This is a genomic window from Enterococcus sp. DIV0840 (assembly GCF_050527835.1).
GTDB lineage: Bacteria > Bacillota > Bacilli > Lactobacillales > Enterococcaceae > Enterococcus_L > Enterococcus_L ureasiticus.
The window spans coordinates 731,855-744,825 of the sequence record NZ_CP172876.1 but is presented as its reverse complement, the minus strand read 5'-3'; the positions used below and the strand labels follow the sequence as shown (position 1 = coordinate 744,825).

Genomic DNA, 12,971 nt, shown 5'->3' with positions numbered 1-12,971 from the left:
CTTTGTTTCGCTTTTTTTAAATAGCAGAAGCAGTTGTTTTTGTTTCTATTTTTTTGCTAGAAGGATTCGGCTTTGACTCCTTTTGTAAAAACAATGTCAAAATAAATGGAATGACTAGTGACATGCTCATCATCAATACTCCTGCAATCACATTCGCTACGCCTTTATCCCCAGAAAATCCAAGAATCGCCATTACACTATTTTGCGGTACATAAAGCGTAACATGCATGATCCCTGCAAAACAACCAGAAACCCCCGCACCGATTACCGCTGCAATCAATGGTTTTTTATACTTCATCGTTACGCCATATAAGGCCGGTTCCGTAATTCCCATGATAGCTGAAATTCCAGCAGCAGTGGAAATTGATTTAACACTTTTATCTTTTGATTTCAACGCTACTGCTAATGATGCACCACCTTGCGCTAGATTAGCACAAACTTGAGCAACCAAAATCAATGATTCGGTTCCTGTCGCAGCAAATGAAGCAACAAAAATCGGTGTCAGCGCATGATGCATGCCAGTCATTACGATAAACGGCATACCTGCAGCAAGAAGCGCTACCATAATAAAACCTAATTTTCCTTCTAGTAAACTGATCAACCAAGCAAGTCCCATACCAGCATAATTTCCTAAAGGCCCGATCACGACCAATACTAAAGGTGCTGTGATCAGTAATACCAACGTCGGATTTAAAATAATTTTCAGAGAACTAGGTGTGATTTTGTCCACGCCACGTTCAATATAAGACATGATCCAAATGGTCAATAAAGCCGGAATAACAGAAGCCGCATAGCCCACTCCTTGAATTGGCATACCTAAAAATGAAATCGGATCCCCACTTGCAACCCAGGTAGTGAAATTAGGATGCAATAAAATTCCTACAACAATTACCGCAAGTGACGTATTCACTTTAAACTTACGTGAAGCAAATACCGCTAACAAGATCGGCATAAAGTAAAAGGCGCTGTCCCCAATAAAATCTAATACACGGTACGTACTTGATTCATTGGACAACCAATGGAAAGTCGTACTTAACGATAAAATCACTTTGATCATCCCAGCAGCCGTAAGTGCTGGAATCATTGGTGTCATACAAGCCGTGATCGTATCAACGATTTTGTTGAAGATCCCTGTCTCTTGTTTTTCACTTGGAGTGTCACTGTTTTCAGCATCTCCGTTAACGATTCCTTGATCGATAACTGCTGCAAATACTTTGCCTACATGACTGCCAATGATCACTTGGAATTGTGTAGGTGTTGGATTGATATCCACTACACCATTAAGTTCTTTTAAAGCTTGTTCATTTACTTTATTTTCGTCTTTTAATTGAAAACGTAATCGAGTTGCACAATGAACAGCAGATACAATGTTTTCTTTTCCGCCGATGTTTTCGATGATTTGTTGCGCTAATTCATTATAATTGTCTTTTGATGTCATGTTTCTTTCCCCTCTCAGTTTAAACATGTAGCTGATTTTTTCAACAAACTCTAATAATCATTAAATGCCGCAGCGCCATTGGTTTTCACAACTTCTTGATACCAATCGTAACTAGCCTTTTTCAATCGATTTCCGGTTCCGTTGCCCTCATCATCCAAATCAACGTAGATTACACCATAGCGTTTACTGATACGCCCTTCACTCACACTTGTTAAATCAATAATTCCCCACATCATATAACCAATTAAATCCACGCCATCTTGATTCAATGCCAGCAATAAATTTTGAATATGTCCTTTTAGATAATCGATTCGATACTCATCATCAATTTTTTGATTCTTTAATACATCCTGTGTTCCTAAACCATTTTCAACAATGAATAGTGGTTTCCGATAACGATCATATAATTGATTTAACGTGATTCTAAGTCCTAATGGATCATTTTGCCACACACTAGTACTTTCTGGTAAATACGGATTTTTAACAGTCATAAACCCATTCGTTGCGACTTTTTCTAATCCATCTTGATTCGCTGACGTACAGGCACTGGAATAATAACTAAATGAAACAAAATCAACCGTATTTTCTTTTAAAACGTACTTATCTTGTTCTGTCACGTTTAGCTGAATATGGTTTTCTTCAAAGAAGTTCGTAGTAAACTTAGGATATTCCCCAAAAACTTGAACATCTGAAAAGAGTAAATTCTCCCGCTCACTTTTGAGAGCAGCAAACACATCTTCTGGATCACACGTATACGCATATGTTTTGCCAGCTGCCAGCATTGCACCAAATTGAGCGTCTGGATTGATTTCTTTTCCAGCTTTGATCGTTAGTGCATTGGCTAATAATTGATGGTGCCCCGCTTGATATTGGATTTGTAATGGATTTTCCTTTGAATTAAACGTGATACCGCCGCCAATAAAAGGAATATGCAACACCATATTCATCTCGTTGAATGGAATCCAATACTTGATTCGCCCTTTGAAATACGTCATGATCGTTTTAGCATACTTTACATATAAATCAACAACTTCACGGCTTTGCCAACCATTGTATTTTTCCACTAAATGAAAAGGTAAATCAAAATGACTGATGGTTACGATCGGTTCGATTTGATATTTTTCAAGTTCTCCGAGAATTTGTTCATAAAAGTCCAAGCCTTTTTGATTTGGAGCAGCTTCTTCTCCTGTTGGAAAAATCCGAGACCATGAAATCGAGAAGCGAAAACTATTGATACCAAGCTCACTTAACAATTTGATGTCTTTTTTAAAGGTATGATAAAATCCAATTGCTGTACGGCTTGGGTAGATTTCCTCTTTCTCTGGATTTAAAATCGTATGTTCTTGATCTAAATAGACGGGCTTTAACCGTTGATCATTCAATGGAAGATAATCGAAATTCGACATGTTTCTACCATCGACCAAATAATTTCCTTCTGTTTGAGCAGCCGAAATAGCTCCACCCCATAAAAATCCTGTCTGTGCTTGCATCTTTATCCCTCTATTCTCAAAAATAGTACTATGATCATTATTTACTTTTGTTTATAAGCGCTTGTTTATACACGTGTTTTCAACATACCTTGATTATAAAATATTTAGAAGCGGTTACAATCCCTTGAATTTGCCTTATCATTCTCATATTTTGCTGTACAAAAAAAGACAAAACCAATAACTAGTTTTGCCTCATTATACTTCTATGCTCATTTTTTCCCGATATTTCAATGGCGACATTCCCATTGAATGCTTGAACAAGCGATAAAATGTTTTATCACTTTCAATCCCAATTTGACTAATGATGTCAGAAACGGTATCTGGTGAATTGATCAATAGCCATTTTGCCTTATCAATACGATAATCATTTAAGAACGTTATAAACGTCTTTCCGGTATTCCGTTTAAAAAATTTAGTAAAGTAAAATTGACTGTATCCGATCGAAGCTGCGACCTCTTCTAGCGTAATTTTCTTCGTATAATTTTTTTCGACATATCTAAAAACTTGATCTAGCTTTTCAAGGATATCTTTGCTCTGAATTTTTTCATGGGGTGTATGCATTTCTTGCTTTTGAGGAACATTTCTCAAAAGATACACGAGTAGCTTCAGTAAATCGGCTTTTAGCTGAAATTGAAAGCCAAGATTTTGATTTTGCTCTTCGTTATACATTTCTATTAGTGTATCTCTAACAGCAGCCTCTGTTGCTTTATCCCACTTTGGACTCAATGGTTCGACTACTTCAAAAAAATGATTTAAATTGATTTCATCTGTATTTAGAGTAGCAAAAAACGTAAGATCAAATTGAAAAACGACTCGCTCACTACCAGGTGAAGCTAGCACATAATGAATATTCCCACCGTTGATCACTACCAGTTCTCCCTCTGATAAGGTATACGGTTGGTCGTTGATGCCTAAATTGATACTCCCCTTTGTCACATAAATCAACTCGATTTCTCGATGCCAGTGAGGTGTAGTCAAAATATTTCCATCATTTAAAATAATTCTGAAAGGAAATTCTGGGTCTAATGTCGGCATTTCTAAAAATATAGCCATTGATTTTCCCCTTTTCTTTTGGCTTGGTTTTGCAGATTATTCTAACATAATTTCTCTTTTTAGCGAAATAGAAAAAGAAACACCCAAAACCAGCACATACTATACTCGTTTTAGGCGCTTCCTCATTATTTTTCAGGTACTTCATCTTTTTTATAGGCAATCACTTTTGAATCTTTGTTTTTAGCGATTTCTTTCGCTCGTTCCATGGCTTGTTCTTTCGTAGTAAATGAATCGTCTGCTTTTTCAGCATTTTTCGTCTGAACGTACCAGCGATTTTCCTTGAAGTAAACTAGAACGTCATTATCTAATAAATCGGTATTGATTTTTTTATCGCTATGTTTGTCCGTTTTTTTTGGATCTGCCTCTTTCTTAAAAGCAACTTTTTCAGCTTCAGTCGCTTCAGCTAACCATTTCTTAGCTTGAGAAATTGCAATCGGGATTGCTCTATCATCTGGATATCCTTCACTGACTAACGCATTGACAATCTCAATTGCTTTCTTTTTTAACAAAGGTTCAAAGTTTTTAAACGAACTTGGATAATCCTCTAAATCCCAAGGCATCGTGCTTCATCTCCTTAGTAATGAAATCTGTTAAGCAAAGAAACTACCACCTGTGATCGAATAGACTTGTCCAGTGACATAACTTGCGTCATTAGAAGCTAAAAATACATAAACGGCAGCTAATTCAGCTGGTTGTCCAGCTCGGCCAATCGATTCTTGTTGACCAAATTCAGGAATTTTTTCAGAAGGTTGACCTCCACAAATCTGTAACGCTGTCCAAATTGGACCTGGTGCAACGGTATTTACACGAATGCCTGAATCAGCTAATTGTGCCGATAAGCCTTTGCTAAAAGAGGTAATCGCTCCTTTGGTCGCTGCATAATCTAATAAATTTGCACTTGGTTCGGCACTTTGAATTGAAGTCGTTGTGATGATACTACCACCTTTTGGCAAATAATCCAGCGCTTCTTGCACTGCCCAGTACATTGAAATGATATTTGTTGTATAAGTATCCATGATTTGTTGCGTTGATAAGTCTTTGATGTTCTCCACAGATTGTTGCATTCCTGCATTAAGGACTAAAATGTCCAAGCCATCTAACTCCTTCGCTGCATCATGAACGAGTTTGCGAGTGAATGTTTCTTCTTTTAAATCACCTGGTAATAAAACCGCTTTACGACCTTCTGCTTCAATCAACGATTTAACTTCTTTAGCATCTGCTTCTTCAAAAGGTAAGTAATTGATTGCTACATCAGCACCTTCTCTTGCATATGCAATAGCCGCTGCACATCCAATCCCAGAATCCCCACCCGTGATCAATGCTTTACGACCTGCCAATTTACCCGATCCTTTGTATGATGTTTCTCCACAGTCAGGTACAGGCGTCATTTTTTGTTGTAACGCAGGTGCTTCTTGTGATTGTTTTTCAAATTTTCCATCGTAGAATCTTGTTAACGGATTTTCGATTTTTTCTGTCATCTTGATTCCTCCTATGAATTTGTTGCCAGTTAAAAAGTAAGACCAGCTTACTCTTTTACCATAATACAAATTCTAGCCACTGACAAATCATCTGTTTTTCTACTAAAGAAGTTTTTATAAAAGTCAGTTTCTTTGGCTTATCACTTAGAAATCCTTATAATTAACTGTATAGAAGGATTTATTTATAAAAAAATAGGTCTTAAGATGGATGACAAATTATTTCAGAAACATTACAATATCATTACATCAAGCTAAAAGAGCTCGTTCAGCTTTTATTGGTATCTAGTTTCTCAGACTGGACGAGCCCGATACACTTTTATTTTTATCTAGTTTCACGAACTAGTCTCTAGGAAAAAAGATAAAATTTGCCTGTGACATAAAGCGTCACAATCATATTTTCCTATTTTTCTGTCGAGACTGGACGAGCCCGATATACTTTTAAATTTTAGGAGGAGAAATTTATGAAAAACAACAAAACAAGAGTTGGATTGATTGTCGTAATTGCCATTGTTTTATTAGGTGTATTCGGAGTCAGTCAATACAACGGATTAGCAAAGAAAGAACAATCTGTCGAATCACAATGGAGCCAAGTCGAAAATGTGATGCAGCGTAGAGCCGATCTCGTTCCTAACTTAGTCAACAGCGTTAAAGGTAGCATGCAACAAGAGCAAAAAGTCTTTGGTGATATCGCGAAAGCCCGCGAAGCATACGGTTCAGCTAATAACGATTCAGACAAAATCAAAGCCAGTCAAGAATTAGATCAATCTGTTGGTACGTTGATCAATGTCATCAATGAAAATTATCCAGAATTGAAATCAAATGATAACGTGCAAACGTTAATGACTCAATTAGAAGGAACGGAAAACCGCATTTCGGTTGAACGGAAACGTTACAATGATGTCGTGAAAGAATACAACGAACAAGTGGTTTCTTTCCCTAAAAATATCTTTGCAAATATGATGGGTCTAGGTAAGAAGGATTACTTTAAAGCTGATCCAACAGCCAGCACTGTACCTTCTGTGAATTTTGATAATTCTACTAGCACTTCTAGTGGGAAGTGATGATCGATGAAACTTCTTAGACGAGGTTTATTGCCCAGCGTATTATTTTTCCTTGTCACCTTTTTCGTCAGCTTTCAAGTACCTGCATTTGCTGAATTACCCGCTTCACCAGATCATTTTTACTTGGACCAATCGGGGATCCTTGATGAAACAACTAAAAATTTAGTTGAGCGAAAAGGCGAGCTCTATAAAGAGAAAAAAGAAGCTCCTCAAGTTGTTTTAGCAGTGATCGATTCGACTGACGGTGACAGTATCGACAGTTACGCACCTGACCTTTTTCAGAAATGGAAAATCGGAAATCAAAAAGAAGACAACGGCGTTTTGATTCTGTATGCTATCAATGACGGGCAACGGAATGTCCGGATCGAAGTCGGCTATGGTTTAGAAGGAATTATCACCGATAGCGTTGCTGGAAATATTCTGCAACATGCTAAAGACGATTTGAAATCAAATAATGACGCTTCAATCAATAAAGGATTACAGTATACATTTAATGCAGTCACTACTTTGATTGATAAACATTATGATTATCCTGCCGATAAAAATGCATTGTCCGATGACGAGATAGAGCAAGTTGCATCAGAAGACAGTTCTGATGGAGAAGGATTTTTCAGTATTTTCTTTGTCTTACTGATTATCTTACCTTTCCTGCTTTCTAAAGGAGGACGTGGTGGTCGCGGTGGCCGTGGAAGTGGTCCTTGGTATTGGGGCGGCGGCGGTTTTGGCGGTGGCTCTTCAAGTGGCGGCGGCTTCGGCGGTGGAGGTGGCTTCTCTGGAGGCGGCGGTTCTTCCGGCGGTGGCGGCGCTAGTATTTAAAAACTAAAACGTTCCTATTTTATCTAAACAAATCAAGAAAAGAGTAAACCAATAAGGGTTTGCTCTTTTTTTAGTTCTCGTAACCACACATATACATAATCATTAAAAACAAAAGTATAGACATTTGATAACTAAAGTGGTATATTCTATTTGTAATCGATTACAAATAGAATATAAAGGACTGATTAGTATGAATGGTTTTATGGATTCTCTTGGAGAAAAGATCATGCCGCTTGCCAATAAACTTGGACAAAACCGATATCTTTCTGTTTTGAGAGATGCTTTTATGTTATCTTTTCCATTAACTATGTTCGGATCGATCATTGTTGTTATCAATAACTTACCTTTTTTCAGTGATGCTACAAAAGGAACCTTATCCTCCTTATTTGGTAACGGTCAAAATGCGACAATGAGCATCCTGGCAGTCTTCGTTACATTTGGTATTGGCTATTATTTGTCTAAATCATATGATGTTGAAGGGATTTTTGGCGGCGCTGTTTCATTTGCTAGTTTTCTCCTTTTAACGCCTTTCATGATGACGCTTGAAGATGGCACAGAAGTTTCTGGGGTCTTATCTTTAGATCGTTTAGGCGCTAAAGGAATGTTTATTGGCATGATCGCAGCTTTTCTTGCCGGTGAAATTTATTGCAGAGTGACTAAAAAAGGCTGGCAGATCAAAATGCCTGATGGTGTACCACCTGCTGTCGCTAAATCATTTGCTGCGTTGATTCCCGCTATTTTAACCTTATCTGTTTTTCTATTTATCAACGCAATCGTCACTGGTTTGTTCAAAACTAATCTTCATGATGTTATTTATGATGTTATTCAAAAACCATTAGTTGGTTTAGGTAGTAGTTTACCAGCGACTTTGATTGCGTTATTCTTTGTACAATTCTTATGGTTTTTCGGGTTACATGGGCAAATTATCGTCAATTCGGTAATGGATCCTATTTGGAATACCTTGATGTTAGAAAATTTAGATGCATATAAAGCTGGAGAAAAACTACCCCATATCATTACAAAACCATTTATGGAAACGTTCACTGTTGGATTGGGTGGTTCTGGTATGACCTTAGCCGTTATTTTGATCATGGCGTTTGTCATGAAGAAAAAACAATACCGAGATATTGGTCGTTTAAGTTTAGCGCCTGGCATTTTTAACGTAAATGAGCCTGTTATTTTTGGCTTACCAATCGTTTTAAATGCGACGATCCTAATTCCTTGGGTATTAGCGCCACTGATCGTTACGGTGCTTAATTATCTTGTTATGGCAGCTGGCATTGTACCACCTCCAACTGGTGTATCTGTTCCTTGGACTGTTCCAATTTTCTTTAGCGGCATGTTAGCAACCAATTCCATCTTAGGTGGTATATTGCAACTTATAGATCTATTGATTGTTGGTCTACTTTGGTTTCCGTTCCTACGCCTATTAGATAAAGAAAAAGAAAGTGCGATTTAATCGCACTTTCTTTTTCTTTAATTGTCTATACATTCATAATCAGTTACAATACAGATGAGGAGGTTGTGACGATATGAAGCCAAAATATGAAGAAATCGCAGATACATTGCGTGAAAGAATAAAAAATAATACTTACAAAACAGACACCTTGATCCCAAACCAAACTGACTTAGTAAAAGAGTTTAATGTGAGCCGAATGACTGTAAAAAAGGCAATCGGTATTTTAGTCATGGAAGGTCTTTTATACTCTCAACGCGGTTCTGGAACCAAAGTATTGAATCGCTCTTTTTGGGATAAAGATACTTCACCTGCCAATGAATATGATGGTCTTAGCAAACAAATGCATGATCGCCATAAAAAGTTGAAAAGCCAAGTGATTTTATTTGAAGTCGAATTTCCTTCTAAAGAAGTCCAAGAGCGTTTAGCCATTTCTGAAGAACAGCCTGTCTATAAGATCATCCGGCTTAGAATTCTTGAAGAGGAGCCTTTTATTTTAGAACATACTTATATGCCTTGTGATTTAGTGCCAGGTCTCACAACAGTTATTTTAAAAGAATCCATTTATACCTATGTCAAAGAACAGTTATCTCTCGATTTTGCAGGAGCTTATCGAAATATTCAAGCAGATAAGTCTGATGAATACGATCAACAATATTTAAATTGTAAAAAAGAGGATCCTGTTCTGGAAGTGCAGCAAGTCGTCTATTCAAAAAATGGACGTCCCATCGAGTTTTCTTGTAGTCGAAATCGATACGATCAAAGAAGCTATTCTATTTTAAATGTTGATTATGCATAGTCAGAAAAAAATGTGACGCAAAACTGATTTTCGGTTTTGCGCCACATTTTTCATTTTATTTATCTGTAAGTGTATTTGTTTGAGCAACCGTTTTGAACCAATGTCCGGATTTTTTGATCGTCTTGATTTGTGTATGGATATTTGTAGAGATAAAACCGTAGCGATTCTTATACGCATTTGCCCATGACCAACAATCGATCGGTGTCCATAAATGATAGCCAAAACAATTAGACCCTTCTTCAATTCCTTGATGAACCCATTCTAAATGCTCTCGAATAAAATCAATTCGATAATCATCTTCCACCACACCTGCTTCGTTCATGAATCGTTCCTCACCAGAAATCCCCATCCCATTTTCAGAGACAAACCACGGAATATTGTTGTAGTTATCACGAATATTGATGGCAATATCATATAATGCTTTAGGGTAAATTTCCCAGCCGCGATCGATATTCATTCGACGTCCTGGCATATTGTACTCATCAAAATAACGATTTGGAAGCCACTCTCCCACACTATTTGGTGCAATATCTGGTGCTTTCACACGGTTTGGGTGATAGAAATTAACGCCTAGAACATCAATCGTGTTCTCTTTAATCAAAGCCAATTCTGCTGGCGTACTTTCCCAAAGAACGTCATCTTTGATAAATAAATCAACTAACTCTTGTGGAAATTCCCCGTGGACAGCTGTATCTAAAAACATACGATTGTTAAATAGCTCAGCAATATTCGCCGCTGCTAAGTCTTCCGGACTGTCAGAAGCTGGATATGTTGGTGTTAGGTTTAAAATGATACCAATTCTTCCACCTTCATTTTGTAGCCCTAATTTTCTAAACGCTTGAATCGCTTTTGCAGAAGCTAAATTCAAGTTATAAGCGACTTGCACTGCTTTTTTACCATCCACGATTTTTGGATAATGGAATTGGTGTAAATACTCCCCTTCAACAACCACGATTGGTTCATTGTGGGTAAACCAGTCTTTCACCCGATCACCAAATAATTCAAAACATTTTTCAGCAAATTTCACATATAAATCGACCACGTGCTTCGATTCCCAGCCACCATATTTATGATAAAGTTCAACAGGTAAATCAAAGTGATGTAAATTCATCACAGGACGAATCCCAGCTTCTAAAAATGTGTCAATTACTTCGTTATAAAAACGAACCGCATCTTCATTAACTGTTCCAAGCTCCAAATCATCGATCAAACGACTCCACTGAATCGAGGTACGGACACTATTTAGACCAATTTCTTTCATCAATGCACTATCTTCTTTAAAACTATTATAAAAATTTGATGTCACATCTGGGCCAACTTGATCATAAAAATCCGTTGGTTCAATCTCATACCAATAATCAAACATGTTCGCATGTTTTTTGTTAAAACGTCCTTCACTTTGTGGACCTGATGTAGCGGCTCCCCACCAGAAATCTTCTTTAAATGTTCTTTGCATGACTGTCCCTACTTTCATCGAATTGTTTTTCAAGCATCGTATTCACTATTATTATAAAGTCAAAACCGACAAATGTCTATACTTTTAATTTTCAAAGTATATAAAAAAAGATAAGACAAAATTCATCTTACCTTTTAGAAAATTAATTAAACAATCAACTGCTTATGCTCATTATAATAACTTTTAAACGCTAAATAAGTCGCAATGACAGAACCGATGCTTGTTGCAGACAACAACATAAATGTCACCATGATTTGATACTTAATAGCATGTACCGGATCGACTCCAGCAAAAATCAATCCTGACATCATCCCAGGCAAACTAACGATTCCAACCGTTTTAGCTGAATCGATAGTTGGTGCCATTCCGGTTCGAATGCTCGCCCTAACGATCGCTCGTGAAGCTAACTTGATATCAGCACCCAATGCTAGTTTTTCAAGCACAGCTTGTCTTTGATCATGAAACAAACTGTCCATATTTCGATAACACAAACCAATCGCAACCATTGAATTACTAGCAATCATCCCACTGATTGGAATAATTTGTGATGGTATAAAACGAATAGCACCTGAAAGAACCAGCACACCTATTGTCACTCCTGTGCTACAAATAATTGCAATAAAAGAAATCAAAAAACCTTTTTTTAAATGGTTACTACGCTTTTTAGCGTTCAACGCAGCATTTATAATAATAATTCCAGCCATGACAAGCGTCACTATTTTATTATCTACTTGAAAAATATATTTAAGTAAATAACCAACTAAAATCAATTGAATAACCGCACGGCACACGCTAATAATAATATCTTTGGTAAAACCTAACTTTTCTTTGTAGCTGATTAATAACGCAACAATCACCAACAAACTAGCAAATAATAGAGAAAGATCATTCACTGCTAAGTTCATTTTTCCCCCTCCAATCTTCCTGCTACGATTTTTTTAACAATCGTTGACTGAGCTATTTCTTCTGCATCGTGGGTCACACGAATCAATGTAATATTCTTATCTTGATTCAACTTCAACAACCATTGATTAACGATTTGTTTACTTTCTTCATCTAATCCAGCCGTGACTTCATCCAAAAGTAGGACTTCTGGTAAAAAAATCACATTGCGAATTAACGCGATACGCTGTTTTTCTCCGCCGGATAGTTCAGTAATTTTTTTATCAAGATAATTTCCTGGTAGTTTTACTTCTTCAAGTAACTCCAGTACGTGACTTTCTTGAAAATCTTTTTTACGTACTTCATATGGGAACATAAAATTATCGCGAACTGTTTCACCAAATAAGGATGGTTGTTGGAAACAGTAGGATACTTGCATGCGGTAATTTTCAGGTGCTAATTCCGTAATATCTTGATTATTAAAAAAAATTTTGCCTTTTGTTGGAGTCAATAACGAAGCCAATAACTTAAGGAATGTACTTTTCCCGCTACCTGAAGGTCCGGTAATTGTGGTGTGACTGCCTTTTTCAAAAGAAATTGTCAAATCAGTTATTATTGATTGCTCTTCATGTTTAAACGATATAGATTCGGTTTTTAACAAGTTTTACTCAGTCCTTTAGCTGTTTTTTGAAAAGTATTTTTTTAGCGTTTAAGATACAAATAAATCAAAACTGGAAGAAATATTGACACCAAAAGGATGCTGCTAATAATAAATAATAGCTTTCAAAAATAATAAGTTCGTTTGTTTTAATTATAATGAGTATAAATATATTAATTAATAATAGAACTTGGCTTACAATAAAACTTTTCTTCATTCGTCATCCTTTATTATCGTTTCTGAATCATTCTAATACTAATAAACCGCAATGATATTGTAGTCATAAAAAATAATTTCAGACTTCTATTATTTTAACTATACGCACCCACATACGTTCACTTTGGAATGACTCTTCATTCTTTATTATTTCTTCATTTTTTATCA

12 protein-coding genes are annotated in these 12,971 nt (G+C 36.6%); 4 read left to right on the top strand and 8 right to left on the bottom strand.

The window, feature by feature from the left end:
• Window positions 1-16 precede the first annotated feature (16 nt).
• From IGL98_RS03480 to IGL98_RS03460, 5 genes are all read right to left on the bottom strand, one after another.
• Window positions 17-1,438 (bottom strand): PTS transporter subunit EIIC, encoded by a 1,422-nt coding sequence (locus IGL98_RS03480; protein ID WP_206911788.1) that lies wholly within the window; start codon window positions 1,436-1,438, stop codon window positions 17-19.
• 50 nt (window positions 1,439-1,488) lie between these two features.
• A complete protein-coding gene (locus tag IGL98_RS03475) occupies window positions 1,489-2,928 on the bottom strand; it encodes a family 1 glycosylhydrolase (protein ID WP_206911787.1) in 1,440 nt (479 codons plus the stop codon).
• A 195-nt stretch (window positions 2,929-3,123) separates the two neighbouring features.
• A complete protein-coding gene (locus tag IGL98_RS03470) occupies window positions 3,124-3,981 on the bottom strand; it encodes an AraC family transcriptional regulator (RefSeq protein WP_206841447.1) in 858 nt (285 codons plus the stop codon).
• Window positions 3,982-4,106: 125 nt separating this feature from the next.
• Window positions 4,107-4,541: a DUF2188 domain-containing protein gene (locus tag IGL98_RS03465; RefSeq protein WP_206841445.1), complete on the bottom strand. Its 435-nt coding sequence runs from the start codon at window positions 4,539-4,541 to the stop codon at window positions 4,107-4,109.
• 30 nt (window positions 4,542-4,571) lie between these two features.
• Window positions 4,572-5,459, bottom strand: coding sequence for an SDR family oxidoreductase (locus IGL98_RS03460; protein WP_206841443.1), 888 nt, complete (start codon window positions 5,457-5,459; stop codon window positions 4,572-4,574).
• Window positions 5,460-5,920: 461 nt separating this feature from the next.
• Here IGL98_RS03460 and IGL98_RS03455 point away from each other — a divergent pair, with 461 nt between their 5' ends.
• From IGL98_RS03455 to IGL98_RS03440, 4 genes are all read left to right on the top strand, one after another.
• Window positions 5,921-6,520, top strand: coding sequence for a LemA family protein (locus tag IGL98_RS03455; RefSeq protein ID WP_206841440.1), 600 nt, complete (start codon window positions 5,921-5,923; stop codon window positions 6,518-6,520).
• Between the two features lie 6 nt (window positions 6,521-6,526).
• Complete coding sequence (locus tag IGL98_RS03450) at window positions 6,527-7,336, top strand: TPM domain-containing protein (RefSeq protein WP_206841438.1); 810 nt, start codon at window positions 6,527-6,529, stop codon at window positions 7,334-7,336.
• A gap of 190 nt (window positions 7,337-7,526) precedes the next feature.
• A complete protein-coding gene (gene celB / locus IGL98_RS03445) occupies window positions 7,527-8,795 on the top strand; it encodes a PTS cellobiose transporter subunit IIC (RefSeq protein WP_339099616.1) in 1,269 nt (422 codons plus the stop codon).
• A gap of 73 nt (window positions 8,796-8,868) precedes the next feature.
• Complete coding sequence (locus IGL98_RS03440; RefSeq protein WP_206911923.1) at window positions 8,869-9,591, top strand: GntR family transcriptional regulator; 723 nt, start codon at window positions 8,869-8,871, stop codon at window positions 9,589-9,591.
• Window positions 9,592-9,646: 55 nt separating this feature from the next.
• On the opposite strand, the gene IGL98_RS03435 is transcribed toward IGL98_RS03440, so the two are convergent.
• The 3 genes from IGL98_RS03435 to IGL98_RS03425 all read right to left on the bottom strand — a co-directional run bounded on the left by IGL98_RS03435 (window position 9,647) and on the right by IGL98_RS03425 (window position 12,590).
• A complete protein-coding gene (locus IGL98_RS03435) occupies window positions 9,647-11,047 on the bottom strand; it encodes a glycoside hydrolase family 1 protein (protein ID WP_206911924.1) in 1,401 nt (466 codons plus the stop codon).
• Between the two features lie 146 nt (window positions 11,048-11,193).
• Window positions 11,194-11,952, bottom strand: coding sequence for an ABC transporter permease (locus tag IGL98_RS03430; RefSeq protein WP_206841432.1), 759 nt, complete (start codon window positions 11,950-11,952; stop codon window positions 11,194-11,196).
• The gene (locus IGL98_RS03425; protein WP_206841430.1) at window positions 11,949-12,590 is read right to left on the bottom strand and encodes an ABC transporter ATP-binding protein; all 642 of its coding nucleotides are present in this window, start codon (window positions 12,588-12,590) and stop codon (window positions 11,949-11,951) included. Before IGL98_RS03425 ends, IGL98_RS03430 begins: the two co-directional genes overlap by 4 nt.
• Window positions 12,591-12,971: the final 381 nt, after the last annotated feature.

What these genes read in the sequence shown, in the direction of transcription:
- IGL98_RS03480 (WP_206911788.1), bottom strand. Translation starts at nt 1,438, where the DNA reads ATGACATCAAAAGACAATTATAATGAATTAGCGCAACAAATCATCGAA.
- IGL98_RS03475 (WP_206911787.1), bottom strand. Translation starts at nt 2,928, where the DNA reads ATGCAAGCACAGACAGGATTTTTATGGGGTGGAGCTATTTCGGCTGCT.
- IGL98_RS03470 (WP_206841447.1), bottom strand. Translation starts at nt 3,981, where the DNA reads ATGGCTATATTTTTAGAAATGCCGACATTAGACCCAGAATTTCCTTTC.
- IGL98_RS03465 (WP_206841445.1), bottom strand. Translation starts at nt 4,541, where the DNA reads ATGCCTTGGGATTTAGAGGATTATCCAAGTTCGTTTAAAAACTTTGAA.
- IGL98_RS03460 (WP_206841443.1), bottom strand. Translation starts at nt 5,459, where the DNA reads ATGACAGAAAAAATCGAAAATCCGTTAACAAGATTCTACGATGGAAAA.
- IGL98_RS03455 (WP_206841440.1), top strand. Translation starts at nt 5,921, where the DNA reads ATGAAAAACAACAAAACAAGAGTTGGATTGATTGTCGTAATTGCCATT.
- IGL98_RS03450 (WP_206841438.1), top strand. Translation starts at nt 6,527, where the DNA reads ATGAAACTTCTTAGACGAGGTTTATTGCCCAGCGTATTATTTTTCCTT.
- celB (WP_339099616.1), top strand. Translation starts at nt 7,527, where the DNA reads ATGAATGGTTTTATGGATTCTCTTGGAGAAAAGATCATGCCGCTTGCC.
- IGL98_RS03440 (WP_206911923.1), top strand. Translation starts at nt 8,869, where the DNA reads ATGAAGCCAAAATATGAAGAAATCGCAGATACATTGCGTGAAAGAATA.
- IGL98_RS03435 (WP_206911924.1), bottom strand. Translation starts at nt 11,047, where the DNA reads ATGCAAAGAACATTTAAAGAAGATTTCTGGTGGGGAGCCGCTACATCA.
- IGL98_RS03430 (WP_206841432.1), bottom strand. Translation starts at nt 11,952, where the DNA reads ATGAACTTAGCAGTGAATGATCTTTCTCTATTATTTGCTAGTTTGTTG.